The following is a 24,996-nucleotide window of genomic DNA, read 5'->3' on the forward strand; positions in this document are numbered from 1 at the left end:
GTTATGCGCTTAGCTGCATTTTCGAGGGTATTTTTTCGTCATAAAATGTTCAAACCACTTATTAGAATGGGCCTTTGAAATTTCCTCACGACTTCGGTTTCGGACGCCTCAAAGGCCGGTAATGGCGATACCCGCGCCCGATATTTTGTAGTTGCGGTTGATCCAGATGAGGACGGAAGTCAGCGCTTCCGCCGCGGCGGAATTGGCCAGCACACCGCCGCCGATACCCCGATTGGCCACGACAGCGGCAAGTTCGATCACCGTATCGCGGGCTTCCTTGTCATCGCTGAACACCAACACGTCGCAGTCGGCGCGCCCCCCGGCATGGAGCTTGCTGGCGCCGACATTGTGGAAGGCGGAGACGACCCTGACACCGTCACCGAGCAGCCGCTGCGCGATCTGCGCTGCCGAGCCCGCTTCGGGCAATTGCACCACGCTCACCTTCGGAGGCACCAAGGGGACGGCGGCGTCGACCAGGATCTTGCCTTGCAATACGGGTTTGATCTCTTCCAGCGTCGCTTCGTGGCTGGCAAAGGGTACCGCCAGCACCACGACATCTGCCGCCGCTGCAGCACCGACATTGTCATTGCCTTTCGCAAGGTCGCCAAGCTCGGCTGCAAACGTCTCGGCTTTCTCCCGCGAGCGGGAGCCGACGACGACTTCATAACCTGCCGCAGTCCAGCCTTTGGCAAGGCCCGAACCGAGGTCGCCGGTTCCGCCGATGATCCCGATGATCGGTCTGTCTTGCATGCTGGTATTCCCGTTCCCTGGATTGCGCGCGGACGCTGGAGCTACGCTCGCTTCACGAGCTCGACGGCCTTGGCCAGCTGCTTGAGCTGGTTGGGGTGATCGTACATCGGATGCAGCACGATCTCGTCGACACCCTTGGCGATGAGCTTTTGCAATCCCTCGGCACATTCCTCCGGTGGGCCGAACACCGCGACGCGGTCTGCCATGCCTTCGACGCTGTAGACGGGATTGTCCTTGAACCCGACGGACAGGATCTGCTGCACGCGGTCGCGCGCCTCTTCGCGGGTTGGCTCGACCGCTGCATAGACGTTGACGGAGATCGAGAAACTGGAGGGCGCGCGACCGCTGATCGCTAGCTCGTCCCGAAGGATCGCCAGTTCCTGGTCGCGCTCTTCGGCCGGGATCATCGCCGCCCCTGTCCAGCCATCGGCGATTGCCACCGCCCGGCGCAGCGCCGGTTCGCTGCGTGCGCCGATGATGACCGGCGGGCCGGGTTGCTGGACCGGCTTGGGTTGCATGCGAATGCCGGAGAACGAATAGATCTCGCCGTTGAAATCGGCCTCGCCTTCGGCCCAAAGCGCGCGCATGACGGCAATGCCTTCCACGAGGCGCACCGTCGGTTTGTCGGTGGGAATGCCGAGTGCTGCAAGTCGCGGCCGATGATAGGCGTTGCCGACCCCCATGCCGACGATGAGGCGGCCTTGCGAAAGCTGGTCGATGGTGGCGAGGTCCCGCGCCAGCACCGCCGGGTTGCGATAACCAGAAAACAGCACGGAAATTCCGAGCCGCATGTGCTTGGAAATGCCCGCCGCATAAGACAGTTGGTGTAGCGGATCGAGCGAGAAATTCTTGTCGTTCAGCGTGTCCTGCGTCCAGATCCCGTTGAAGCCCTGGTCTTCGGCAAGCCGGATGAAGTCTGCGAAGGTCTTGGGATCACCCCTCAGGCCAGCGGAAAAGGATGTTGGCCGGCTGGGGCCGCCTGAGTGCGTCGTCGTCAAAATCCGTCCTCCGTCGTTCTGCGGGCCGGTCGAGAGCCGGCGGTTCAGCGAAATTGTTGCGATCGAGATGCCATCACAGGAACAGCTCCTGGGTTGCGGGGCGCAGCACATCGCGCGCACTGCTCGCCTCGGTTGCTGCCCATTCCAGGCCGCGCAAAACGATGACCGGCAACCCGGCGTCCTTTTGCATGAGAAGACCGGCAGCGGCAGCGGCTTCGTCGGCGAAGGCTGGAAGCGTTGCCTTCAGGCCCCGGCCATAGGCATCGGTTCGTCCGGCCCAGTCGACGATGGCCGGTACGCCGGCAATGCCGATCGCGACATTGACCAATCCGTTGCGCCACGGGCGGCCGAACGTGTCGCTGACGATGACGCCGATCGGGCCACCGTATTTCGCTTCGAGACCCTCGCGTATCCTGCGGGCGCTGGCGTCCGCATCCTCCGGCAGCAGAAGCAACATGCCTTCGCGGCCATCGCCCAGATTGGATTCGTCGATGCCTGCATTCGCGCAGATCCAGCCATGGCGGTGGCGCGTGATCAGCAGCCCATCCGGCGGCTGGCGGCGGGCGCGGATCACATCGCTGGATTCCGAAAGGATGGCCTCGACCTTGTGCGGGTCCTTGCCGATCTCGGCGGCAAGGGTGATCGCTTGCTGCGACGGCTGGAATTGCCTGGCCGCAACGAGGCGGCCTTCGCTCTTCGACACGATCTTCTGTGCGACCACCACGATGTCGCCTGCCGCGAGCGCGCGGTTTGTCCGGACAAGCGCCTCCGTAATCAGCGTGACCAGATCATCGCCTGGCGCGACCTCGGCTATGGTCGTGACCGCAAAACACTCGGCCTCGGCCGCGCGGCGGGACATTTCGAAATGGTCACGCAGATCCTGCGGCGTATCGATGTCCTTCGACAGATAGGCAAGCTGCAGCCTTTCGCAGGACAGCCCGCTTTTGTGCGCTGCCGCCTCATGGGCATGGGCGGAGTTCGGGCCATAGGAAAATGGGATCGCGTCTGGCGGCGTCAACAGCAGTGCATTGGTGCCGCCGTCAGCCGAGACCCCGATGACGACTGAACAGCGGTCGCGCACGGCCAGAAGCCGGTCGACTTCTTCATCGACAAGGGTCGCGATGTCGGCGTGAACGACGAGGAGCGATGTCGCTCCAATCCCGATCGCCCATTCGGCCGCGTGTCCGGCGGCAGCGTTGATGTCGCCGCCTCCCGTCTCTTCGATGACCGATGCGCCGTATCTACGGCTGATCGCCGCCGTTTCCTGCGAAGCCGTCACGACGCCGACCGGGCCGCCGGAATGTGTCCGTCTGAAGAACTGCAGCGTGTTTTCGAACAACAGCAGGGCAAGCTTTTCGCGCGCATCATTGGCCAACACAGGGCTGAGGCGCGTTTTCGCTGCCGCCGGATCCTTCATGAGAATGGCGATAGCAACGGTCATGACGCGGCCTGTTTGCGGTGTTCTTGCAGTACGGCCGTCCAGGCCAGGATTTCGGCTGCAAGGCGCTCCGCGTCCTGCGGGTCGCGCATCAATATGTCGGTGGGCAACACAGAGAGACCACGCCCCTGAAGCTCATCCGCTTCCGGCAGATCCTGCGTGTCGATTGCAAATCCGTCGAGCAGGCCGCTGTAGCGCATGGCAACGCCGCTTGAACTCGTCCTCATGCCGAGCCCCGCCATCAATCGGGAGAGGGGACCTTTGACGGCCTTGCCGCCGATGAGTGGCGACACCCCGATTTTCGGCGCTCGCGAGTCGGCGATGATGGCGCGGAAACCGTCGATGGCGAGAATGGGTTCTATGGAAAGCAGCGGGTTGCTGGGAGCAAAGACAATCAGCTCCGCCGCCTCGATTGCTGCCAGTGCCTCGGGGCCGGCTTTGGCCTTCTCAGCTCCGTCGTAGCGAAGCTCCAGCACTTCCGGCTCGCAGCGCCGGCCGACGAACCAGGGCTGGAAATCCATCCAGCCGTCCGCCGTCCTGAGTTTGGTCCGGACCGGATCGTCGCTGGCCGGCACGATACGCGCGCGGGCACCGAGACGCATCGCAGCTTCCTGCGTGACCTTGGTCAGGCTGTTTCCGGCTGCCAGTTGCCAGCTTCGCCAGATGTGCAGTCCGAAATCGGCGTCGCCCAGTTTCATCCAGGTAGGGGCAGCCAGTGTGCCGAGCACGTCCAGCGCGCGCACGGTATCGTCCGCCACACCCCAGCCTTGCTTGCGGTCGATGTGGTCGGAAAGCGTGTAAATCAGCGTGTCGATGTCGGGACAAACGCGCAGGCCATAGAAATCGTCATCGTCTCCGACATTGGCGATCACCGTCAGCGCTCCGGCCGGCAGGGCTCTCGCAAGGCCTTCGGCCATGCGCGCGCCGCCGACACCTCCGGCAATAAGCACCACGTTGCTGGCGAATGGCGGCATCTATCGCGCCGCCATGGCAGTGGCGCGTTCACCGAGGAACGCAACCGGGTTGGCTCCACGCGACCGCTCGACCAGCGGGGCGATATCAGCAGGATCATGGTCGGAGAAATCCTCGACCGTGTCGTAGAATGTGTTGCGCTGCATCGGCACACGCCCAGCCGCGCGGATGATCCGCACCATCTCGGATGGCGTGATCTCCTGGCCGTGGCTGGCGCCCGCCGCGCGCGAGATGCTCTCGTTCATCAGCGTACCGCCAAGGTCGTTCGCGCCGCAGCCGAGCATGGCGTGCGCCATCTGAGGCCCGAGCTTCACCCAGGAAACCTGGATGTTGTCGATATGGCCGGCCAGCATCAGCCTGGAGACGGCGTGCATCTTCAGGTTCTCCGTGGCCGTTGGACCGGGGCGCGCGGCCGGATGGTCGCGATAGAGCCGTGTCTGCTCGTGGATAAAACCCAGAGGCACGAATTCGGTGAAGCCGCCTGTGTCCTTCTGGATGGCGCGGATGCGCGCGATGTGGGCCGCCCAATGGGCTGGGCCGTCTATGTGGCCATACATGATAGTGGCCGTTGTCCTGATGCCGGCGCCATGAGCCGCCCTGATGATGGTTTCCCATTCATCCGCCGACAGCTTGTTGCGGGTCAGCTGCAGGCGGATCTCCGTATCGAGGATCTCGGCTGCTGTGCCCGGCATGGAGCCGAGCCCGGCCTGCTTGAGCTCGCTCAGGTGGGCGGCGAGCGGAATGCGGCTCTTCCTGACACCGTACCAGATTTCGAATGGCGAGAAGGCATGCACATGGATATTGGGAACACGGCGCTTCACCGCTTCCAGTATCTGCACGTAGTAGTCGGCAGGCAGGTCCGGATGCAGGCCGCCCTGGATGCAGACCTCGGTACCGCCTCGACGCCAGGCTTCTTCTGCTCGCCTTGCCACTTCGTCCAGGGATAGCCACTCCGCGCCGGCCGCATCCTTGCGGATGCCGAAGTTGCAGAACTGGCAGGCCATGTAGCAGACGTTGGTGAAGTTGATGTTGCGCACCACCACGAAGGTGACCCTGTCGCCGACGCGCTGCCGCCGGACCGCATCGGCCGTATGCAGCACTGCGGCAAGGTCGGCCCCTTCAGCTTCGAAGAGCGTTTTGCCCTCGGCTTGCGTCAGTTCCCGCCCTGCCAGGGCAGCATCGAGGATGCGGGCGGTCGGCAAGGTCGCGGTCGCCAGGCTGGCTTCCAGCGTCGGCTTGCGGTCTGTGTGGATTGGGAAGTCCGTCATATCGGTCAAGTCACGATCTGGCTGCGTGCGAAGCCGTCGGCACCGGCATGACCGGACAAAGCGGCAGCGAGCGGCGCGTTTTCGCTCAGGAAGGCCGGATAGACTGTAAGCCGCTCGACCAGTCGGTAGCCTTGCGCACTGGTGCGCCGTGCTAGTTCGGAAAGTTCCGGCCACGCCCGTTCGGGATTGATGTGGTCGATGGTGAGCGGCGAGATGCCGCCCCAGTCGTTGATGCCCGAGGCGATGTAGTCCTCGAAGCGGTCGTCGAGATTGGGTGGCGCCTGGAGGCTGATGGACGGGTCGAGCACCAGCCTGGCAACGGCAAGCGTGCGCAGCATGTCCTCGTGCGACGGCTCCAGCCAACGGGCCATCGCCGTATCGGCCTTGGCGCGGAAGTTCTGCACGATCACTTCCTGCACATTGCCGTGGCGCTGGTGAATGCGGTCTATGGCAATGAGGCTTTCAACCCGTTCCTCGAATGTCTCGCCGATGCCGATGAGTATGCCGGTGGTGAACGGAACGCCGAGCCGCCCGGCAGCCTCGATGGTCCTCAGCCGCAGCACCGGTGACTTGTCCGGGCAGGCGTGATGCGCCATGCCGGGTTTCATCAGCCGCTTGCTCACCGTTTCGAGCATCATGCCCATGGAACCGGAAACCTCGCGCAATTGGGCGATTTCCGCTTCTGTCAGCGTGCCCGCATTGACGTGCGGGATGAGCGAGGTGTGTGCGAGCACCAGCCGGCAGGCTTCGATGACATAGTCGATCGTCGTCGCATGGCCGAGCCGCCGCAATGCTTCGCGCGCTTCCGGATAACGCCGCTCGGGGCGTTCGCCGAGTGAAAACAGCGCTTCCTTGCAGCCAAGCCGCTCGCCATTGCGCGCGATCTCCACGACCTCGTCCGGAGTGAGGTAGCCGGAGCCTTCCTGCCCCGGATGTTTGACAAAGGCACAATAGCCGCAGGTATTGCGGCACATCGTGGTGAGCGGAATGAAGACCTTGCGCGAATAGCTGATGGTGCTGCCCCAGCCATGGTCCCGAAGCGCAGCGGCCTCTGTTTGCAATTGCGCTGTTTCCCTGCTGGCGAAGCGGGCTGTTCCGTCGATACTGTGAGCCATCCGGCAACCAACCTCTCTGGGCGGCAACAGACCGGGAGGAACTGACGCAGCCTAGGCAATCCGGGTCTCAGACTGGTCAGCCAGGGGTGTTTGCGTCAAACGACTTAACCGAATGGATGGTTGAGTTGTGCTCAACTGCGATGCAGGGACATGAGGCGGCAGGTTGACCGGACCTCACACGTTCCTTCGCTTTAGTCGGTTGAAACCGCGCTCCTCGACCGCACAAATGCGCGGACGAAAAAGGAGGGGCGCGTGACTGGACGATGGATCGAGGCAAACGGCCTGCAGCTGCGATACGACTTCACCAAGGGGCGTCGGGCGCCGATCGTTCTGATCCACGAAATGGGCGGTACCCTCGAGAGCTGGGACGATGTCATGCTGCCATTGTCGGAATTCGCTTCGGTGCTGCGTTACGACCAGCGCGGTGTCGGGCTTTCCGAAAAAGTGCCGGGGCCACTGACGGTCGATCAGCTGGCCGGCGACCTCGCCGGCCTACTTGATGCCTTGTCGATCAAGGAGCCGGTTGCTGTGGTGGGAAATGCCGTAGGCGCTTCGGTGGCTGCCGCGTTCTCCGCGCTCTATCCCGATCGGGTCGCCGCCCTCGTCATGCTTGCGCCGGCAACAGGATTGAGCGCGGAGAGGCGCGAGGTCGCCTTGCGACGCATCGAGGCCATTGAACGTTACGGCGTGCGCGCTGCATTCGCCGATGGCGGTTCCGATGTGCCGCCACGCTTCGCCACACTGCGTCTGGCCTCCGACCCGATCGGCCTTTGCGCCATGTGGCGCATGCTTGCCGGTCTCGATATGACCAGGCTGTTGCCCCGGATTGCCTGTCCCGCGCTGGTGGCGCACGCAACGCGCGACACGTCTCGCACCGAGCAGGACATCGCCCGGGTCGTCGGGATGATACCGGGGGCACGCATGATCTCCATCAACACCACGCATTACATGGCCATGGAGACACCCAGGCTGGTTTGCCGCACAGTAACTTCATTCTTCGAGGAGTGCGGTTTTCAGTAACCGGCGAATGATGCGGATCACCGGTCGCGCCGCCCGATCGAAACTCAAAGATAGGAATGTTACCTATCCCTCGAGCGCTCGATATGTATGAGCAAAAGTCAAACGGCGGCGCCGTTTAGTCGTTTGACGGCCAGGGTGTCGCTGCCTACCGTCCGGCCACGATGGATGACATCGGCAGCGTTGCAGGAACACAGAGTGGCGACAGTTCGGTTTTCGGTTGAGGGGAATGTTGCAACGGTGACGCTGGATCGTCCCGAAGCGATGAATGCGATCGATCCCGAGACTGAGATCGAGCTCAGGGATGTCCTGGCACGCATCGACGCCGATGCTGGAATCCGTGCGGTGGTTCTGACCGGCTCAGGCGAGAAGGCATTCTGCTCTGGCGCCGACCTCAAGAAGACCATGGCCATTTCGGAAACCTACGCCGCCAAGGCCTTCGGCGCCGGCGACGAGAGTTTCGTTTCCAGTTTCTCGACCGACAAGCCGGTCATCTGCGCCATCAACGGTTACGCGCTTGGCGGCGGCCTCGAACTGGCGCTGGCCTGCGACATTCGCATCGCTGCAGCCCATGCCCGTTTCGGGCTGCCGGAAGTCAAGGTCGGCACCATCCCCGGTGCCGGCGGTACGCAGCGCTTGCCACGGACCATCGGCTCGAGCGACGCCATGCTGATGCTGCTGACCGGCGACATGATCGATGCGGTCGAGGCACTGCGTCTCGGCCTGATCAGCCGTGTCGTGCCGTCAGACGAGCTTTTGAAGGAAGCGCAGGCTCTTGCCGGACGGATCGCGGCCAATGCGCCGCTTTCCGTGCGCGCGATCAAGCGGCTTGTCACCGATGGCCGTGCATTGCCGCTCAACGAGGCGATCCGGTTAGAGCGCCTGGTCTGGGGATTGCTGCGCGATACTGAAGACAGGTTGGAGGGGCGGCGGGCATTTCAGGAAAAACGCCCACCGAATTATGTTGGCCGCTGACTCTGGTTTTGTCGGCGCAGTTGCGCCGCAGCACCGATCCGGTGAAGGCAAATGACAGCTTGGCCGCAAAGCACCGCGAGGAGACGTGATCGGGAATGATTGACAAGCAGGTTGAAGATGTCGCCCAGGCGCTTTCGGGAATAACCGATGGCGCATCGGTACTCGTTGGCGGATTTGGAGCCGTAGGGCAGCCGAACGTACTCTTGGATGCCTTGGGCGAAATGGGCGTCAAGAACCTTACGGTCATCGCCAACAACGCCGGCTTCGAGCCTGATATCGGTCTTGGCCGGCTGATCGGCAGAGGCTGCGTCAGCAAGATGATCTGCAGCTTCCCGCGTGGCTCCTCGTCATTCGACACCTTCTACAGAGCCGGCAAGATCGAGCTTGAAGTGGTCCCGCAAGGCACGCTGGCCGAGCGCATCCGTGCCGGCGGCGCCGGCATTCCGGCTTTCTACACGCCGACCGGCGTCGGCACCCAGCTCGCCGCCGGCAAGGAGACGCGGACATTCGGAAAGCGGGACTATCTGCTCGAGCATGGCCTCGCCGCCGATATCGCGCTGGTCGAGGCCTGGGAAGCCGATCGCTGGGGCAATCTCACCTTTCGCGGCAGTGGCCGGAACTTCAACCCGATCATGGCCATGGCCGGGCGCCTCACCGTCGTCCAGGCGCAGCATGTCGTCCCGCTCGGCGCGATCCCGCCCAACGATGTCGTCACCCCCGGCATTTTCGTCGATCGCGTCGTTCACGTTCCTTGCGGCGACCCGCCGATAGCCAAGGTTGCGACGGCACAGGGAGGCACGAAATGACGGCCGGCACTTACAAGCCCTGGGGCAAGCTCGACATCGCGCGCCGTGTCGGCGCGGACATACCGGAAGGTTGGTACGTCAACCTCGGCATCGGCCTGCCCACGCTGGTGGCTGACCATATTCCCGAAGACCGGGAGGTCGTGTTCCATTCCGAAAATGGCATCCTCGGCATGGGGCCGGTGCCGGCGCCCGACGAGGTGGACACCTGGCTGGTCAATGCCGGCAAGGAGAACGTCACGCTGGTGCCTGGTGCCGCACTTTTCCACCATGCCGACAGCTTCGCGATGATCCGTGGCGGCCATCTCGATCTCTGTGTGCTCGGCGCCTACGAAGTCGCGCAGAATGGCGACCTCGCCAACTGGACGACCTCGCTCAACGATCGCGTCCCCGCAGTCGGCGGCGCCATGGATCTGTCGGCCGGCGTGCGCAATGTCTGGATCATGACCACCCACACCACCAAGGACGGCCAGCCCAAACTGGTCGAGCGCTGCGGCTACCCGCTGACTGCCGGCAAAGCCGTTACGCGGGTCTACTCCGATCTCGCGGTGCTCGACGTCACCGCCCGCGGCTTCGTCGTCACCGACATGGTCGAGGGACTGACGCGGGATGAACTGCAGAAACTGACAGCAGCGCCGCTTCACTATGCTTGAGTTCTCTGAACGCGAAATGCCATCCACCGACCTCGGTCAGGCCAATGGCAATCGAGATGCAGACGCCGCCGAGGCGGTGACAAACAAGAACAAGGGGAAGGACATGGACAAGGCTTCGACGATGACGCTGGAGGTGACCGGCCTCAGCAAGATGTTCTTCGTCACCGACGAAAGTACGGCCGGTGGCATACGCGAGGCGACCTTTTCGCTGAAGCCGGGCACCTTCTTCACGCTTCTCGGTCCCAGCGGCTGCGGCAAGACGACGACCCTGCGCTGCATTGCCGGTCTGGAGCGGCCTGATCGTGGCCTGATCCGCCTCGGCAACGAGGTCCTGTTCGACAGTTCGCGCGGCATTGCCGTGCCGCTCAACCAGCGCAACATCGGCATGGTGTTCCAGTCCTATGCGATCTGGCCGCACATGACGGTGTTCGAGAACGTCGCCTTTCCGCTTCGGGTCGCCAAGGATCGCAAATACAGCCGGGCGGAAACCACTAAGCTTGTCGACGATGCGCTGAAGCGCGTCGGCCTCGACGGTCTGCAGACGCGTTCTTCGACCCGTCTCTCCGGCGGCCAGCAGCAGCGTGTAGCCTTGGCGCGTGCCATCGTGCGGCAGCCGAAGCTGCTGCTTCTCGATGAACCGCTTTCCAACCTCGACGCGACGTTGCGCGACGAGATGCGCACCGAACTCAAGCGCCTGCAGCAGCAGGTCGGCATCACCACCATCTATGTGACGCACGACCAGACCGAAGCGCTGGAAATGTCGGATCTGGTCGCGGTGATCGACAAGGGCAACGTCGTGCAGATGGCGCCACCGCGCGACATCTACAACCGGCCCACCAGCGCTTTCGTGGCGGGCTTTGTCGGCGCTACAAATCTGGTGCGCGGCAAGGTTCGGCGCGAGGTGAATGGAAGCGGCTTCGGCACGGTGGTGCTTGAAGGCGGGCATGAGATCCAATGCACGTTCCAGCAGGCGCTGCCGGCCGAAAAGGAGATCGCTGTCTCGATCCGGCCGGAGGCGATGAGCATCAAGCCGACGCTTGCGCCGGTCCATGATGGCGTCAACCGCCTCAAGGGTACTGTCATGCTGAGCGGCTTCCTCGGCAACATGATCCGCTACAACGTCAAGGTCGGCGAGCGCGTCTTCCAGATCAATGCCGGCCCGGAAACGATGTTCGAGATCGGCTCCGAGGTGTTCGTCGATTTCCCGGGCTCGGCCGCACTCGGCGTTCCGTGGGAACAGGTTCCTGGCCAGCCGGCCCAGGCTGCCGCCGTCTGACGATCGACGCTGTCGAGCTGCAAATTCGAAATCTCCGTTCTGCAATCGAGGTGGACCCAGGTCCGCCTCGATCTGTTTTTGCGTGCCCGTCACGTTGTGCGAAACAGGATGGCAAAAGCAAAAACGCGGGCCGATGGCCCGCGTTTCATGACTGGATGGTACCAGTTTGTCAGGCGGCGAGGTCGCTGATCTTTGCGACGTTCTGCAGGCGGATCAACTGCTCGAACAGGCGGCGCGCCTCGGCTTCATCGAGCTGATTCTTGCTGCAGGCGGCAAACTTGCTCCATAGCTCCTCTTCGCTCATCCGACGGGTCCAGTGGCCGCGCGCGTAGGGAACGCTCGGGCTTTCGAGCATGGTGCCGTTCTTCAGATAGATGCGTACGCCGCCGCTGTAGCCGAGATTGGGCTGGGTGTCGGCGGGAATGCTCTTGTCGGTTGCCGGCTTGATCACCTTCATCATGGCCTGCACATCGGGGCGGCTGTAGAAGGTCTCACTCAGTTCGTGGAAGGTCCCTTGCCGTGAGATGATGGCGCCAGCCACGCCGAGCGCAATGCTGTGGCTCGGTACGAAGTTGATCGTCGATGGCGATTTCGAGACGACGGCATATTGTGCCTCGCTGATCATCACGTCGACGCGCTCGATCGCATCAGGCGAAACGTCGTGTTCCCGGACGATATCGAGCGCCCCGTCGATGGCACGCTGGTTCATGTTGCCGAACGGATATTGCTTGACGTTGATGCCGACGGTTTCCAGCCGCCATGCCTTGCCGAGATCCTCGATAGGCGTGTCGAGGTCGACCGCACCCTTCGGCGAGAGTGCGACCAGCATGCCGCGGCCGCTGCGCTCCAGCCCGTCCTGCGGCGTCGACATGCCTGCCTTGGCAAGGCGCGCGGCCATGACGCCGGCGGCAGCGCCGCGCCCGACCTGGAACGGGCCGACGTCAGTGTCGAAACTTGCCGTGATGCCTCCGGGCATCGCGGCTGCGATACCGATCGCGCGCAACGTGGTTTCCGCATCGAAGCCGTGCAGGCTGCTGATGGCGATCGCAGCCGCTGTCGGGCCGAACGCAGCCGTCGCATGCCAGCCCTTGCCGGCATAGGAATCGGGATCGCGTTCCGAGAGACGAGCCCAGGCTTCATAGCCTGCGGCGTAACCGCGGATGACGTCCTTCCCGGAAGCGCCGCTGGCCTCGGCCTCGGCGACGAGTGCCGGCATCAGGATCGTGCTGGTGTGGCAGCCGGAGAAGGCGACGTCGTCATAGACGACACTGGTCGTCGTCGCAGAATTAACGAGGGCCGCCTCGGTTGTCGAGGCGCGTTCCTTGCCGAGGAAGATACGTGCATCGCCCTTGCTGCCGCGCGTGCCGAGTTCTCCGAGCACGATGTTGGACACGGATGTTCCGATGCCCGACATCATCACGCCGACCGTGTCGGCCATGCCGGTGTTGATCGCCTCGATCGCGAGATCGGGGATGTCTTCATATTTCAGTTTTGCCGCAAACTCGGCAAGCGTGCGGGAAATGGGGGCGGGCATCGGCGGTTTCCTCTCTGATTTTCTTGATTGGGAACTTCGAGACGCATGCCGCGATGATCAAGCGAGCTTTCGGCAAGCCTGCGTGAGAATTCATCGCGGCAGCGTTCAGGCGAGCTTGAACATTGGCAGCACGTCCCCGTCGGGCTGCCGTCGGATCGCGATCTCCACCGGCTTGCCGATGCGGATCGCTTCCAGGTCGCTGTCGACGATGTTGGTCATCATCGTCGGGCCTTCTTCCAGCGTCACATAGGCGATGGCGTAAGGCGGCTTGGCCTGGCGCATGATGCTGTAGGAATAGATGGTGCCGCGTCCGCTGGCTTCCCGCCATTCCGTGTCGGCGCTCGTGCAGAAGGGGCAATGGGCGCGGGGATACCAGTGCGCCCGACCACAACTGCGGCAACCCTTGATCAGGAAACGCCCTTCTTCGAGCGCGGACCAGAACGGTTGTACTTCGGGATGATGCGGAAGTGTGTTCGACAGGATGGACATGATGGTTCCTATTCGCGTTCCAGGATGAGGCTCGCCGAGCCGTGACGCGTGCCGAGCAGGCCGCCGGTACCGTGCGCCATTGCGAGGTCGCAATTGGCGACCTGCACGGCAGGATGGGCTTCGCCGCGTAGCTGCCGCACCGCTTCGATGATCTTGGTCATGCCGCCGCGGTGGTTGGGATGGTTGTTGCAGAGGCCGCCGCCATCGGTGTTGAACGGCAGCTTGCCGACGCCGGAGATCAGGTTGCCGTCCGCGACGAAGCGTCCGCCTTCGCCCTTCTTGCAGAAGCCGAGATCTTCCAGCTGGATGATGACGGTGATGGTGAAGCTGTCGTAGACCGAGACATACTTGATGTCGGCAGGGGTGAGCTTTGCCTCTTCGAAAGCAAGCGCGCCGCTGCGGGCGCCTCCGGAATAGGTCAGGTCGACATCGCCGCCGGCAAGATGTTTGATCGCTTCGGCAGCACCCCGCACCTTGACCAGGGGGCGCTTGAGACTGCGGGCGATCTCGGGGCGGGTCACGATGACCGCGCCGCCGCCATCGCTGATGACGCAGCAATCCAGCCGGCGCAGCGGATCGGCAATGACCGGCGAATTGGCCACGTCTTCGACGGTCACGACATCGCGCAGCATCGCATTCGGATTGTGCTGGGCATGATGGGAGGCAGCCACCTTGACCCAGGCCAGCTGCTCGGGCGTCGTTCCGAACTGGTGCATGTGCCGCATGGCGCACATCGCATAGGCGTTGAGCGTCGTCATGCCGAATGGCTGTTCCCACGGGAAGTCCGGCTGCACCGGGTTGTCGACGCGCTGCGGCGCGCCCTTCTGCTGGCTTTCGCTACGCGGCCTGCCCGCCAGCGTGATCAGTGCGATGTTGCATTTGCCGGCAGCGATCGCCTGTGCGGCGTGGTTGACGTGCAGGATGTAGGAGGAACCGCCGACATTGGTGGAATCGGCGTGGCGTACCTTCAGATTCATGTATTCGACAAGCGACAGCGGTCCCGTGCCCGGCGCATCGCCACCGCAGAAATAGCCGTCGATGTCATCCTTGCTCAGGCCGGCATCCGCGAGCGCCCCGAACGCGACCTCGGCATGAAGCTGCGCCAGCGACTTGTCCGGCGCCTTGCGGGTGGGGTGCTCGTAGGCGCCGACGATATAGGCTTGTCCGTTGATGCTCATGCTTGTCCTGCTTTTTCCTGTTTTCCGGCGCTGGCGGCGGCCGCCGCCAGTTCGTCGAAATAGGCTGTCGCCACGACCGATGGCCGCTGGCCGACTGCCGCGAACCAGTTTGCCAATGAGGGGTGGGTTTCACGCCAGACGACGTCGTCTGACAGGCGGAAGTCGATGTAACAAAGGGCCGACACGATCGCGATCTGCGCCATGTCGAAAGGAGCCTGCATCATCCTCGGCGCCTCGGCCTCCAGCGTCGCGAAGATCAGCGGCAGCTTTTCTCGCGATGCGGCCAGGCGCCGCTCCGAGTGCTCCGGCTGGCGTCGTGATTTCTCCGACAGCAGGCTCATGAGCACCGCGGTGAGGCCGTCACCCAGCACGAGCAGACGCATCATCGCGATTTCCGCGGCGATCTCGCGCGGATGCAACCGGCCTTTGCCGAGCACCAGATCGAGATAGCGGCAGATCACGTCTGAATCGAACAGCGCCTGGCCGTCATCGAGAATGAGCGTGGGAATCTGCCCCAGCGGGTTGACCGAAAGCATGGTCCGGTTTGCGGCCAAGGCCGTCACGACCATCGGTTCCACCTCAATGTCGCCGATTGCTCCCGTCTCATGAGCGGCGATCAAGACCTTCCGCACATAGGGCGATCTGGAGGATCCGTAGAGCTTCATCGTGTGCATTGCCAAGGTTCAGAAAAAATCAATCGCCACATACATTTTCTGCAACGTCATCGTCTTTGCTGCCGTTACAAAATCATTCTTCTTGGGGGCATCAGGGTAGTTGATTAGCAAGCGAAATTGCGTCAACATCGCCAGAATTCATATATCTAGACAAATCGAAATCGCGGCAATGGTCAATTGACCATTCGGAATGTTCGAATGAGTATTTCTCAAGGATGAGCATGTCGAAACGTCTTCCCCCGCTCAATGCGTTGCGTGCCTTCGAGGCTGCTGGCCGTCATGTCAGCTTCACCAAGGCTGCCGAAGAACTTTTCGTAACCCCTGGTGCCATCAGCCGGCAGATCAAACTGCTGGAAGACGTGCTCGGCCTCGAACTGTTCGAGCGCACGAGCCGTGATCTCAGGATCCCCGACGAAGCGCGTGAATATTCGATTGCGCTTGGCGATGCCTTCGAACAGATCAACCGGGCGACCAAGCGGCTGATGTCCGCGCACCGGGCACGTTCGCTGCGTATCCATTGTCCCATGACGTTCACGCTGCGGTGGCTGATGCCACGTTTGCCGCTGTTCCACCGGCTTTACCCGACGCGCCAGATCCAGCTCACCACCACGCTCTTGCCGATGCCAGCCAACCTGCTGCACCTCGGTGATGCAGACGTCGTGATTCAGATGGGCAAGGGCGACTGGCCCGACCTCATCGCGCACAGATTGGCCGACAGCGCCCTGGTACCGGTTTGCAGCCAGGCCTATCTCTCCTCGATGGGCGGGACGATGGCGGTGGAAAAGCTGAACGAGGCGACGCTGCTGTGTTCCATGGCCCGTCCCGACGATTGGCGCGACTGGCTCGATGCTGCGGGGGGACACGACATCGACGATCAGCGCGGCCTGCATTTCGAAAGCTCGAGCCTCGCTTATCAGGCAGCCATCGAGGGCATCGGCATCGCCATTGGTCAGATATCGCTGATCGCCGGCGATCTCGTCGCTGGCCGGCTTGTCGCTCCGTTCGATTTCGTTCACGACAACGGCAACGCCTATTACCTGACCTACGCCCGGCAGTCCGAGAACGACTCCCGTCTCATGGAGTTCCGCGACTGGATCATGGAGCAGGTGGTCGAGTTCGAGGCCTGGCTGGCGGAGTCGCAGGGACCGGCGGTGCTGGCCCTCAAGCCGAACCAAGCTCGATGACGCCGGCTTTTGCCAGCGACGCGATCTCGTCGTCGCTATAACCCGCGATCTCGCTGAGGATCGTCGCGGTATCGGCTCCGATGCCCGGGGCAGGGCGTTCTATCGACAGAGGTTGTTCGTCGATCTGGAAAGGAAAGCCTTTCACGCGCTTGCCGTCGAAGCACTGGATGGCGTGCGACCAGCTCTCATCCTCGAGTTTCAGAATACCGGCGCCGTCCTGCACCGGTGCTGCAGCCAAACCGATCTGCTGCAGCGTGCGGGCTGCCAGCTCGCTCTCTTGAGCTGTGATATGGGCAGCCAGGGCGTCGCGCAGAGCAGCATCATCCTGGATGTTTCGTCCGAGCAACGTGCTCAGGGCTTCGAGATCCGTTTCGCGAACCGAAGCGGCGACCCAGATGCCGTCCGCTGCCTTGAAACAGTCCTGCAGCAGGAAAGGCTCCTGCGCATTTCCGCCCCTGCGGATTTTCTCTCCCATCGAGGCGGCGACGAACGTTTCGCCGATCAGGAAAGACGTCAGGTCACGTTGCGAAAGATCGAGATGGACCGCCGGCCCGCCCTTCTGCACCGAGCGCAAGGCAGTGGTGATCATGCTGGCGGCAAAGATCGCCGCCACCTGATCGGGATAGTTCACGTCGCGGCCGCTGATCACCGGCGCATCGTCCTGGTAGCCGGTGCTCCAGGCAAAGCCGGCGACGGCTTCGAGGGTCGAGCCGTAGGAGACATGACTGGCGTCCGGGCCGGTCTCGCCCTGGCTGGAAACCGAAGCAAGGATGATGCGGTCGTTGGCAGCTCGGAGGACCTCGAATGAAAGCCCGAGCTTCGGCAGCACGCCGCGGCGGAAATTCTCGACCACGACATCGCTGGACGCGACAAGCCGCAGCATGACCTCGCGGCCGGCCGGCTGCTTGAGGTCGATGCTGATGGCCAGCTTGTTGCGGTTGGTAGCCCGAAACAGCGGCGGCATATCGTCGTCGGCCTTGCTCTCACCGCTCGGCCACAACCGGAAGGGATCGCGATAGGTCGGGGATTCGATCTTGATCACCTCAGCACCGAGGTCGGCCAGGATTGCGGATGTCGCCGCGCCGGCGGTGATGATGCCGAGATCGAGGACGCGGCAGCCTTTCAGTACACTCACGATATGCCGACCGGTGTTGCGACCGGCATATCCCCGATCGTGTTGGAAAATGCAGAACCATTCCACAGCAGTGGCAGGCGCGGCGCAAAAATCGGGTTTTGCGACTGACGCTGGCGCGGCAGTTCTTCAAACAGCCTACGCGCTGCGTTGTGCGGATCGCCGAGTGCTTCCTCCGGCGCCCACACGGGCCCGAGTGGAAGCCTGAACGACAACGCCTCCTCATGCAGTTGCCTGCGTGTGCGCGAAAGGAATGCCTGTTCAATGAGATCGGCCAGTTCGACCGCGTTCTCCAGACGCCCCTGACGTGTCGCGAACTTGCCCTGGCGGATCCGTTCGTCCCTCACCATCGTACAAAGGTGCGGCCAGTCCGGCTCCTGGTAGACCAGTGCGATCCAGCCGTCGGCGCAGCGCACGATGCGCCATTCGGCTGCCGCTCCCGCGCGTCCCGGAGGGATCGGCGCATCCGCTTCCAGCGGCACGGCCTTCCAGTTCAGCCAGACGACGATGTCCAGCAGGCTGGCCCGGATGGTTGCCGCCATTTTCGAGCTCGATTCCCTGGCAAGCGAAGCAGAGAGTCCAGAGAAGGTGGCAAGGCCCAGCGCATAGGCTTCCTGGTGACCGACCAGCTTCAGCGGTTCGCGCTCGGCATCGCCAACCATGTTGAGGAAGCCGCCCAGGGCGGCAATGGTGAATTCGGTTGCTGCGATCTCGGTTTCGGCATTGCTGCCGCCGAAAAGCGAAAGCAGCGCGACTTTCTTCGGCAAGTCCTTGGCGGCGATGGAGCCATGGACATGACGGTCGACGATGGCGACATCGGCCTTTCGCAGGACCCCGGTCAGAAATGCATCGTCAAGGCTGGAATCGACGACCGACTTCCTTGCTGAAAGGAACCGTTGCAGAGCCAGAGAGGTTGCCGATGGTTTTGCCTCGGAACCTTGTGGCGCATGATCTTCGACCTGGATCACCTTCGCGCCGAGATCGGCAAAGATGCGCCCGGCCATGGCCGCAGCCAGGCGAAGCGCATTGCCAGGTGGACCGCCGACGGCTTCCACGACCGTCAGCCCTTCGTACGGATATGCAGGCGTCATTTCAGGGTGCGTTCCCACAGCTTGAACATCTTCGCCCAGGTCGCTTCCGCTGCCTGCGGCTGATAGGCACGGCCGGCCGTGAAGCAGTAGCCGTGGCGGCTGTTGGGATGGATTTCGGCTTCGTGCTTGCCGCCGCTCGCCTGGATCGCCTGTTCGATCGCGGCAATCGTTTCCGGCGGCGTCGCCGTGTCGGTTTCGGCAAAGCCGAAATAGAGCTCGCCCTTCACCTGTGACATCAGCTTGTGCGGAGAACCATCGTCTTCGGTGAAAAGGCCGACGCCATACAGGGACGCCGCCGAGGCAAATCGCTCGCCGAAATAGGCCGACAGCGATACGGCATAACGTCCGCTCATGCAGAAGCCGACACAGGAAACCTTGTCGCTTTTTGCGTCTGCTTCACCGTCGAGGTAGCCGAGGAGGCCGGCGGTGTCTTCGTTGACGCCGTCATTGTCGAGGCTGCGCAGGCACGCGCCGACGACGGCCGACATGCGATCGTCCCGGCGCGGTAGGTCGAAACGTACCGTTCCCAGGCGGTAGTAGAGATCGGGCAGAGCACAGTAGTAGCCTTGCGCCGCGATGCGCCGCGCCATGTCGCGCAGCTCTTCGCGAATGCCGGGGGCATCCATGTAGAGGATGACGACTGGGTATGGGCCTTCGCCTTCCGGACGGACCGTGAAAGTCGGCATCCGGCCGTGCTTGGTTACGACGAGTACTTCGTTTTCGCGCATCTTATCCTCGGGTCAGCTGTTGGTATCCGGCGCTTTCAGCTTGAAAGCGTGCTGGGTTCTGTCGAGATGACGCCGGTAGGTTATCGATACCGGCCTGTCGATCCAGCTTCCTTGTGGTTCCTCGCCCACAAGATTGGAAACGACGATCGGCCCCTCGGCCAGCCGCACGGCAATGACATTGTAAGGCTGCGGAAAGTCCTCGAAATATTGCCGGTGGAAGACCACCCACGACAGGATGGTGCCTTCGCCGGAAATCTCGGTCCATTCATAGTCCATCGAATTGCATTCGGCGCAGATCGGCCCGGGCGGATAGCGGAAGCGTTCGCAGTGCGAGCATCTGGGCAGCGCCATTTTCTGGCGTTCCATGCTGTCCCACAGGGGAAGGTCGTAGAGCGACAGGACGCGTTGGGAGTTTGCCATCGGCTTAGTGTCCGTAGATGATCGAGACGGCCTTGCCGGCAACGTCGGAGCTGTAGTGGACATGGCGGCAGTCAGGCACCTGTCGTTCGCCGGCCTCGCCGCGCAACTGCCGGACCGCTTCGATCTGGTGGTTCCAGCCCTGCATGTAGCTTTCCGACAGATGTCCGCCGCCGGTGTTCACCGGCAGGCCCTTGGCAAGCGAGATGCCGTGCTCGCGCATGAACTTGCCGACCTCTCCGGTCTTGCAGTAGCCGTACCCTTCCAGCGCCAGTGGGATGTGCAGCGAAAAACTGTCGTAGATCTGCAGCGCGTCCATGTCGGATGGGCCAAGCGACGCCATCGTGAAGACCTGATCGCCGACGGCCCGCTGCGCCGGCTGGTAGAAGTCGGTCAGGCGAGGCTCGAGGCTGGTGGCGCCGGTGTTGAGATCGTGCCGTCCTATGCCGTGGATGGGCACTGGTGCCCGGCCGATACGCTTGGCCTTGCCGGCCTCGGCGATGATCAGCGCGACACCGCCGTCATTGATCAGGCAATAGTCGAACAGATGCAGCGGCTCGCAGATGTAGGGCGAAGCGAGATAGTCCTCGACCGTGATAGGCTTTCGCATCAAGGCCTGCGGATTGCGTGACGCAGCCAGCCTCTGCGCAACGGCGACTTCCGCGAGTTCCGCCTCGCTCATGCCGCGCTCCTGCATGTAGCGCCGGGCCATCAGCGCGTAGAGCGCGCCCTGTGAGGTGAAGCCCCAGGGAGCGTGATAGATATAGGAGAGAAAGGCCGATCCGCCTTGCGCGTCGGCACCGCCATAGTTCACCGCGGCGGAGCGCTGGTCGTTGCCATAGACGAGGGCGACCACTTCGGCCTGACCGGAATGGATGGCCATGCAGGCCTCGAGGACCGCAAGCATTGCGTCGGCTTGCCCACCCCAGCGGACATCCAGTCCGAGAAGTTCGCCGACGCGCTCATAAGCCACCGTCGGCCCGACGATCAGGCCATCGACATCGGCTCTGGATATGCCGGCATCGGCGAGGGCCGCGACGAACGCCTCTGCTGCATAACCGTAGGAATCATGCGGCTTCTGGCCGGCTCGGACACGAGCATGATCCGCGGGCCAGTCCGTCTGGCCAATACCGATCACCGAAGCTGTCTTGGCAGCCATGCCGGCAAGTCTCATCACGCCTCCACGCTCGCGGCATTCGCAACACCGCCGCATTCTGCTTATCTGCACTGTCGTCATGGATGCCCAAAAAGGCCTGGACAACCACTGCCAGAGTTCTTGGATGAGCCTTGGTCCGTCAACCGACTTAAGCGTAACGTTTGTTGAGCTATTCTCATCTGTGCCACGCAGCCCGTAGCTTGAGAGGTCCTGGCTCAAAAGAACTCAACGGTTGGTCAGTTTCTATCGGTTGACGATATGAACAGCGTGCCGTGCCTTGTCGCGAAGACCGTTTGGCAGAGGAGGACGGGATGGGAACGCAGTGGATCGAGGCCAATGGCGCCCGCTTCCGGTACGAATTTCGCCCGCGCGGTGCGGGCACACTTGTCCTGGTCCACGAGATGGGCGGGCGGCTGGAAAGTTTCGATGGGTTGACGACAAGCCTCGGTGAGCAGTGGAGCATCCTGCGCTATGACCAGCGCGGCGCCGGCCAATCGGATCGCATCATCGGATCGCTCAGCATTGACACAGCGGCCGCCGATCTTGCTGGTGTCCTCGATGGGCTCGAAATCGCAGGTCCGGTGATCGTCGTCGGCGCGGCCCTGGGCGCTTCCGTAGCGATCCGCTTTGCCGCAAAATGGCCGGCGCGCGCGGCCGCTTTGGTGCTTCTCGCGCCTTCTACGGGCCTCATCGCGGACAACGAGGCCGCAACCATCGAGAAGATCGAGATCCTGGAGAAAAGCGCACAGGAAGGCACCGTCGCGCTGGCCAGCAATGGTACCCGGCTGTCCGATCCCGCAAGCTCTGCGGCGACGTGGCGGATGCTGATCGGCCTCGACCTGACTGCCGACCTTGCCGGCCTGTCCTGCCCAGTGCTGGTGGCTGCTGGCACGAAGGACACCTTCAGGCCGCCCGCTCATGTCGCGGAAGTCGCAGCGAGGATTCCTGGTGCGCAATCGCTTGTCCTGGACACCGGTCACGTAATGGCGATCGAGACGCCGGACCTTGTCGCGGCAACGATTGCGACATTTCTGAACAATGCCGGATTCGTACCAGGATCACCCGTCCCGGCAGGCGTATCGACATCCGCCGGCAGGGTTTCCGGTTGAGGATTCCTCATGGATGGGGTCTTTTTAGTCGTTTGACGATTCCAGGACCCGGCAAGCAACATGCACCATCAGTGAGACTTGGCAGCAAACCAAGCCACGCGGCCTGCGAAAACAGGCCGGCTACTCAAGGGAGGACTCTTTGAACAATACCCGCCGCAATCTTTTGAGGCTGGTCGGGGCCACGCTGGCGCTGTCGCTGGCTGGTGCTTCGGCATTTGCCGATCCGTCACAGCAGCTCGTGGACGCCGCCAAGGCCGAAGGCCAGATGGTCTGGTACACGGGCCTGATCGTTCCTCAGGTCGTGCGTCCGCTGGCCGAAGGTTTTCAGAAAAAATACGGCATCGAGGTGAAATACGCCACGACCGGAGATTCCGATACCGTGCTGAAACTGACCAGCCAGGCGCGCGTCGGCAAGATGGAGGCTGACCTTTTCGACACGCCCGGCACCGCGATCGCGCCGCTCGCCGCCGCCAACCTGATCGAGCCGTATCAGCCCCTGGCGCTTGCCGACTACGATCCGATGTTCAAGCCGGCGTCCAAGCTCTATTCGGGCATCTACACGCTGTTCCTGACCACCACCTACAACACCGATCTCGTTCCGGCCGACCAGGCGCCGAAGACCTATGAGGATCTGCTCGATCCGAAATGGAAGGGCAAGATGGTGTGGACCGACACGCGCGGCGTTTCAGGCCCTCCCGGCTTCATCGGCAACATCCTGCAGACGATGGGCGAAGAGAAGGGCATGGACTATCTGCGCAAGCTCAGCCAGCAGCAGATCGCCCGCGATCCCGGTAGCCAGCGTGTTGCGATCGACAAGGTGATTTCGGGCCAATACGAGATCGGCGTGATGACCTACAACCATCATGCGGAAATCAGCAAGGCGAAGGGTGCTCCGATCGGCTGGGTGAAAATGGAGCCGCTGGTCGCCAATCTCGGCGCCATCGCGATCGTCAAGAACGCGCCGCATCCGAATGCCGCCAAGCTGTTCCTCGAATATCTCTTCTCCGAGGATGGCGCGCAGATCATCCGCGAAGCCAACTATCCGCCCGGCCATCCGAATGTGCAGGCCAAAATCCCCGCGATCAGTCCAAAGACCGGCAACTTCAAATTCACGCTGCTGTCGCCTGAAGTGGCCTCGCAGGAAACCGAGCCGCTCAAGACCTGGCTCAAAATCTATGACGAGCTGTTCAAATGACGGCCATCATTGATGGTTCCTCCCAGGACGCCCGGCCCCGGATCTCCGGAGCCGGGCGGCGTTACCGCGACCCGCTCTGGCTGCTTTCGCTGGTGATGGTCGTCATCGTTGGTTGCCTTGTCCTGCCGCCTTTCGTTTCACTGGTGCGCAACAGTCTTTTCGTCACCATGCCGGATGGTTCATCCGGTGCTTTCACGCTCGAGAATTTCGCCCGCCTGACCGAGAACGGGCACTTTCTGCAAAGCACGATCAACTCGGTCATCTTCGCGTTGCTCTCGACCGTGCTGGCCATCCTGATGGGTGGTTCGCTGGCATGGATCGTCGAGCGCACCAACGCGCCGTTTCGCGATCTCGCCTATCTGATGACGGTCGTTTCGCTGAGCATTCCCGGCGTCATCTACGTTCCGGCCTGGCTGTTCTTCCTGGGGCCGACGGGGCCTTTGAACGACCTCTACCGGCTGGCTGGCGGCAGCGGCCTGCTTTTCAACGTCAATTCCATGACGGGCATGGTCATCATCGAGGGCTTCGGCTGGATTCCGCTGACATTCCTGCTCTTTGCTGCAAGCTTCCGCATGGCCAATGCAGAACTCGAGGAGGCAGCCCGCATGAGCGGCGCCAATGTCTTCGAGATGATGCGCAGGGTTTCCATTCCGCTTGCTGCGCCTGCCGCCTTCGCCGCCGCCCTGTTCATCTTCATCCGCTCGCTGCAGGCCTTCGACATTCCGAAGCTTGTCGGCACGGGTGCCGGCATAAAATTGCTGACGACGGACATCTACGACAGCATCCGCACGGTCCCGCCGCAGATCGGCTATGCCAGCGCTTTCTCTGTTGCCTTGACCGTGGTCGTTGCCGGTCTGCTCTATCTTTACAGCCGCCTCGCCATGAACGCGTCGCGCTTCGCGACGGTGACCGGAAAGGGCTACAGGCCGCGGCCGCTGGCCCTGGGCTGGGCGCGTTGGGTCTGCGGTGGCATCGTTCTGCTCAACGTGCTGATAGTCCTGGTGCTGCCGCTATTGATGCTGCTCTGGGTCGCGGTCACGCCGTTCATCCGGCCGGTGCGCTGGTCGGCACTTTCTTCGCTCACTGCCGACAACTTCGCCCTGGTCCTGTCGGATGATCGTTATCTGGAGCTCGTCACGAACACGCTGATCGTGTCCGCGTCGGCTGCCACGGTGACGATGCTGCTGATGGTCATCTGCGGCTGGCTGGTGGCCAGGCGGCGCGTCTATCACACCGTGCTCGACCAGATGATCGCGCTGCCGATGCTCATTCCGTCCATCGTGCTCAGCGTGGCGATGATGGATCTGGCGCTGCGTTCGCCAATCCCGCTCTATTCCACTTTGAGCATCGTCGTCATCGCCTTCGTGGTCCACTACCTGCCGTTCGGCATGCGTTACACTTTCACCGGCTCGCTGCAGCTCCACAAGGAGCTGGAGGAATCGGCCGGCGTGTGCGGGGCGACGCCTCTCGGCATGCTGCGCCGCATCGTGGTTCCGCTGCTGATGCCTTCGATCGTCGCCGGCTGGCTGTTCGTGTTCCTCAACGCATCGCGCGATCTGTCGACGGCGATCATCCTGGCTGGGCCGGATACCAAGACGATTGCGGTGGCGATCTTCGACCAGGCCATCAACGGGCAGTTCAGCGAAGTTGCTGCGCTCGGCCTGTTGTGGTCGGCGATGATGAGCATCGTTGCGATGATCTTCTATTTCCTGGTGCAACGCAGGTCCAACGGCGGCGGCATCTCGTTCTAGCGCCTCGTTCGAGGCGTCCGGCTGACAGGCCAGCCGAAAGCAAAGCAAGCGATATCGCTCCGGCCGCAGTGGCCGGAGCGCAGGATTTTGGGC

Annotated in this window: 24 protein-coding genes; 9 read left to right on the plus strand and 15 right to left on the minus strand. The window is 62.6% G+C overall.

Annotated features, from left to right (window positions below; all coding sequences use genetic code 11):
- Positions 1-108: 108 nt before the first annotated feature.
- From npdG to cofG, 6 genes are all read right to left on the minus strand, one after another.
- Positions 109-750, minus strand: coding sequence for an NADPH-dependent F420 reductase (gene npdG / locus AO692_RS24870; RefSeq protein WP_054312748.1), 642 nt, complete (start codon positions 748-750; stop codon positions 109-111).
- A gap of 41 nt (positions 751-791) precedes the next feature.
- On the minus strand, positions 792-1,748 hold the full coding sequence (locus AO692_RS24875; protein WP_054312749.1) for an LLM class flavin-dependent oxidoreductase: 957 nt from the start codon (positions 1,746-1,748) through the stop codon (positions 792-794).
- Positions 1,749-1,821: 73 nt separating this feature from the next.
- Complete coding sequence (gene cofE / locus AO692_RS32435; RefSeq protein ID WP_082407543.1) at positions 1,822-3,189, minus strand: coenzyme F420-0:L-glutamate ligase; 1,368 nt, start codon at positions 3,187-3,189, stop codon at positions 1,822-1,824.
- Entirely contained in the window at positions 3,186-4,160 is a 975-nt protein-coding gene (gene cofD, locus AO692_RS24885) for a 2-phospho-L-lactate transferase (RefSeq protein WP_054312750.1), read from the minus strand. Before cofD ends, cofE begins: the two co-directional genes overlap by 4 nt.
- Positions 4,161-5,426 (minus strand): 5-amino-6-(D-ribitylamino)uracil--L-tyrosine 4-hydroxyphenyl transferase CofH, encoded by a 1,266-nt coding sequence (gene cofH, locus AO692_RS24890; protein WP_082407547.1) that lies wholly within the window; start codon positions 5,424-5,426, stop codon positions 4,161-4,163.
- Positions 5,427-5,431: 5 nt separating this feature from the next.
- Positions 5,432-6,541, minus strand: a complete 1,110-nt coding sequence (cofG, locus tag AO692_RS24895) for a 7,8-didemethyl-8-hydroxy-5-deazariboflavin synthase CofG (protein ID WP_054312751.1) — start codon at positions 6,539-6,541, stop codon at positions 5,432-5,434.
- Positions 6,542-6,793: 252 nt separating this feature from the next.
- On the opposite strand from cofG, the gene AO692_RS24900 reads away from it, so the two are divergent.
- The 5 genes from AO692_RS24900 (at position 6,794) to AO692_RS24920 (ending at position 11,265) form a co-directional block, all read left to right on the plus strand.
- Positions 6,794-7,561 carry an alpha/beta fold hydrolase gene (locus tag AO692_RS24900; protein ID WP_054312752.1) on the plus strand — a complete coding sequence of 256 codons (768 nt, stop codon included), beginning with the start codon at positions 6,794-6,796 and terminating at the stop codon, positions 7,559-7,561.
- 195 nt (positions 7,562-7,756) lie between these two features.
- Positions 7,757-8,533, plus strand: a complete 777-nt coding sequence (locus tag AO692_RS24905; protein ID WP_244483483.1) for an enoyl-CoA hydratase-related protein — start codon at positions 7,757-7,759, stop codon at positions 8,531-8,533.
- Between the two features lie 95 nt (positions 8,534-8,628).
- A complete protein-coding gene (locus AO692_RS24910; protein ID WP_054312754.1) occupies positions 8,629-9,339 on the plus strand; it encodes a 3-oxoacid CoA-transferase subunit A in 711 nt (236 codons plus the stop codon).
- Positions 9,336-9,989, plus strand: a complete 654-nt coding sequence (locus tag AO692_RS24915) for a 3-oxoacid CoA-transferase subunit B (RefSeq protein ID WP_054312755.1) — start codon at positions 9,336-9,338, stop codon at positions 9,987-9,989. Before AO692_RS24910 ends, AO692_RS24915 begins: the two co-directional genes overlap by 4 nt.
- 16 nt (positions 9,990-10,005) lie before the next feature.
- Complete coding sequence (locus AO692_RS24920) at positions 10,006-11,265, plus strand: ABC transporter ATP-binding protein (protein ID WP_152979960.1); 1,260 nt, start codon at positions 10,006-10,008, stop codon at positions 11,263-11,265.
- Positions 11,266-11,434: 169 nt separating this feature from the next.
- Here AO692_RS24920 and AO692_RS24925 read toward each other — a convergent pair whose 3' ends face one another.
- The 4 genes from AO692_RS24925 to AO692_RS24940 all read right to left on the minus strand — a co-directional run bounded on the left by AO692_RS24925 (position 11,435) and on the right by AO692_RS24940 (position 15,140).
- Positions 11,435-12,799 (minus strand): MmgE/PrpD family protein, encoded by a 1,365-nt coding sequence (locus AO692_RS24925; RefSeq protein WP_054312757.1) that lies wholly within the window; start codon positions 12,797-12,799, stop codon positions 11,435-11,437.
- A 105-nt stretch (positions 12,800-12,904) separates the two neighbouring features.
- On the minus strand, positions 12,905-13,288 hold the full coding sequence (locus AO692_RS24930) for a Zn-ribbon domain-containing OB-fold protein (RefSeq protein ID WP_054312758.1): 384 nt from the start codon (positions 13,286-13,288) through the stop codon (positions 12,905-12,907).
- An 8-nt stretch (positions 13,289-13,296) separates the two neighbouring features.
- Entirely contained in the window at positions 13,297-14,466 is a 1,170-nt protein-coding gene (locus AO692_RS24935) for a thiolase domain-containing protein (RefSeq protein WP_054312759.1), read from the minus strand.
- Positions 14,463-15,140: a glutathione S-transferase gene (locus AO692_RS24940; RefSeq protein WP_054312760.1), complete on the minus strand. Its 678-nt coding sequence runs from the start codon at positions 15,138-15,140 to the stop codon at positions 14,463-14,465. The genes AO692_RS24935 and AO692_RS24940 overlap by 4 nt, the downstream gene beginning before the upstream one ends.
- A 221-nt stretch (positions 15,141-15,361) precedes the next feature.
- On the opposite strand from AO692_RS24940, the gene gcvA reads away from it, so the two are divergent.
- Positions 15,362-16,324 carry a transcriptional regulator GcvA gene (gene gcvA / locus AO692_RS24945; RefSeq protein ID WP_161808126.1) on the plus strand — a complete coding sequence of 321 codons (963 nt, stop codon included), beginning with the start codon at positions 15,362-15,364 and terminating at the stop codon, positions 16,322-16,324.
- Here the strand turns inward: gcvA and AO692_RS24950 are convergent.
- The 5 genes from AO692_RS24950 to AO692_RS24970 are packed head-to-tail and all read right to left on the minus strand — an operon-like array spanning position 16,302 to position 20,866.
- Complete coding sequence (locus AO692_RS24950) at positions 16,302-17,459, minus strand: CoA transferase (protein ID WP_054312762.1); 1,158 nt, start codon at positions 17,457-17,459, stop codon at positions 16,302-16,304. The two genes, gcvA and AO692_RS24950, sit on opposite strands and share 23 nt — an antisense overlap.
- Positions 17,456-18,547, minus strand: a complete 1,092-nt coding sequence (locus AO692_RS24955; protein ID WP_054312763.1) for a CoA transferase — start codon at positions 18,545-18,547, stop codon at positions 17,456-17,458. Before AO692_RS24955 ends, AO692_RS24950 begins: the two co-directional genes overlap by 4 nt.
- Positions 18,544-19,275 (minus strand): dienelactone hydrolase family protein, encoded by a 732-nt coding sequence (locus AO692_RS24960; RefSeq protein WP_054312764.1) that lies wholly within the window; start codon positions 19,273-19,275, stop codon positions 18,544-18,546. Before AO692_RS24960 ends, AO692_RS24955 begins: the two co-directional genes overlap by 4 nt.
- Before the next feature lie 12 nt (positions 19,276-19,287).
- Positions 19,288-19,695 carry an OB-fold domain-containing protein gene (locus AO692_RS24965; protein ID WP_054312765.1) on the minus strand — a complete coding sequence of 136 codons (408 nt, stop codon included), beginning with the start codon at positions 19,693-19,695 and terminating at the stop codon, positions 19,288-19,290.
- A gap of 4 nt (positions 19,696-19,699) precedes the next feature.
- Positions 19,700-20,866 carry a thiolase family protein gene (locus tag AO692_RS24970; protein WP_054312766.1) on the minus strand — a complete coding sequence of 389 codons (1,167 nt, stop codon included), beginning with the start codon at positions 20,864-20,866 and terminating at the stop codon, positions 19,700-19,702.
- A gap of 293 nt (positions 20,867-21,159) precedes the next feature.
- Between AO692_RS24970 and AO692_RS24975 the strand changes: the two genes are divergently transcribed.
- The 3 genes from AO692_RS24975 to AO692_RS24985 all read left to right on the plus strand — a co-directional run bounded on the left by AO692_RS24975 (position 21,160) and on the right by AO692_RS24985 (position 24,903).
- Positions 21,160-21,957 carry an alpha/beta hydrolase gene (locus tag AO692_RS24975; RefSeq protein WP_054312767.1) on the plus strand — a complete coding sequence of 266 codons (798 nt, stop codon included), beginning with the start codon at positions 21,160-21,162 and terminating at the stop codon, positions 21,955-21,957.
- Positions 21,958-22,096: 139 nt separating this feature from the next.
- A complete protein-coding gene (locus AO692_RS24980) occupies positions 22,097-23,152 on the plus strand; it encodes an extracellular solute-binding protein (protein ID WP_054312768.1) in 1,056 nt (351 codons plus the stop codon).
- Positions 23,149-24,903, plus strand: coding sequence for an iron ABC transporter permease (locus AO692_RS24985; RefSeq protein WP_054312769.1), 1,755 nt, complete (start codon positions 23,149-23,151; stop codon positions 24,901-24,903). The genes AO692_RS24980 and AO692_RS24985 overlap by 4 nt, the downstream gene beginning before the upstream one ends.
- Positions 24,904-24,996 lie beyond the last annotated feature (93 nt).

The organism is Mesorhizobium sp. 1M-11 (assembly GCF_001303895.1).
GTDB lineage: Bacteria > Pseudomonadota > Alphaproteobacteria > Rhizobiales > Rhizobiaceae > Mesorhizobium.

Bases quoted from the DNA above. Each gene is read 5' to 3' on its own strand.
- cofE (WP_082407543.1), bottom strand. From the start codon at position 3,189: ATGACCGTTGCTATCGCCATTCTCATGAAGGATCCGGCGGCAGCGAAA.
- AO692_RS24960 (WP_054312764.1), bottom strand. From the start codon at position 19,275: ATGCGCGAAAACGAAGTACTCGTCGTAACCAAGCACGGCCGGATGCCG.
- npdG (WP_054312748.1), bottom strand. From the start codon at position 750: ATGCAAGACAGACCGATCATCGGGATCATCGGCGGAACCGGCGACCTC.
- AO692_RS24920 (WP_152979960.1), top strand. From the start codon at position 10,006: ATGCCATCCACCGACCTCGGTCAGGCCAATGGCAATCGAGATGCAGAC.
- AO692_RS24970 (WP_054312766.1), bottom strand. From the start codon at position 20,866: ATGAGACTTGCCGGCATGGCTGCCAAGACAGCTTCGGTGATCGGTATT.
- gcvA (WP_161808126.1), top strand. From the start codon at position 15,362: ATGTCGAAACGTCTTCCCCCGCTCAATGCGTTGCGTGCCTTCGAGGCT.
- AO692_RS24975 (WP_054312767.1), top strand. From the start codon at position 21,160: ATGGGAACGCAGTGGATCGAGGCCAATGGCGCCCGCTTCCGGTACGAA.
- AO692_RS24930 (WP_054312758.1), bottom strand. From the start codon at position 13,288: ATGTCCATCCTGTCGAACACACTTCCGCATCATCCCGAAGTACAACCG.
- AO692_RS24965 (WP_054312765.1), bottom strand. From the start codon at position 19,695: ATGGCAAACTCCCAACGCGTCCTGTCGCTCTACGACCTTCCCCTGTGG.
- AO692_RS24935 (WP_054312759.1), bottom strand. From the start codon at position 14,466: ATGAGCATCAACGGACAAGCCTATATCGTCGGCGCCTACGAGCACCCC.
- cofG (WP_054312751.1), bottom strand. From the start codon at position 6,541: ATGGCTCACAGTATCGACGGAACAGCCCGCTTCGCCAGCAGGGAAACA.
- cofD (WP_054312750.1), bottom strand. From the start codon at position 4,160: ATGCCGCCATTCGCCAGCAACGTGGTGCTTATTGCCGGAGGTGTCGGC.
- AO692_RS24910 (WP_054312754.1), top strand. From the start codon at position 8,629: ATGATTGACAAGCAGGTTGAAGATGTCGCCCAGGCGCTTTCGGGAATA.
- AO692_RS24915 (WP_054312755.1), top strand. From the start codon at position 9,336: ATGACGGCCGGCACTTACAAGCCCTGGGGCAAGCTCGACATCGCGCGC.
- AO692_RS24985 (WP_054312769.1), top strand. From the start codon at position 23,149: ATGACGGCCATCATTGATGGTTCCTCCCAGGACGCCCGGCCCCGGATC.
- AO692_RS24940 (WP_054312760.1), bottom strand. From the start codon at position 15,140: ATGCACACGATGAAGCTCTACGGATCCTCCAGATCGCCCTATGTGCGG.
- cofH (WP_082407547.1), bottom strand. From the start codon at position 5,426: ATGACGGACTTCCCAATCCACACAGACCGCAAGCCGACGCTGGAAGCC.
- AO692_RS24955 (WP_054312763.1), bottom strand. From the start codon at position 18,547: ATGACGCCTGCATATCCGTACGAAGGGCTGACGGTCGTGGAAGCCGTC.
- AO692_RS24925 (WP_054312757.1), bottom strand. From the start codon at position 12,799: ATGCCCGCCCCCATTTCCCGCACGCTTGCCGAGTTTGCGGCAAAACTG.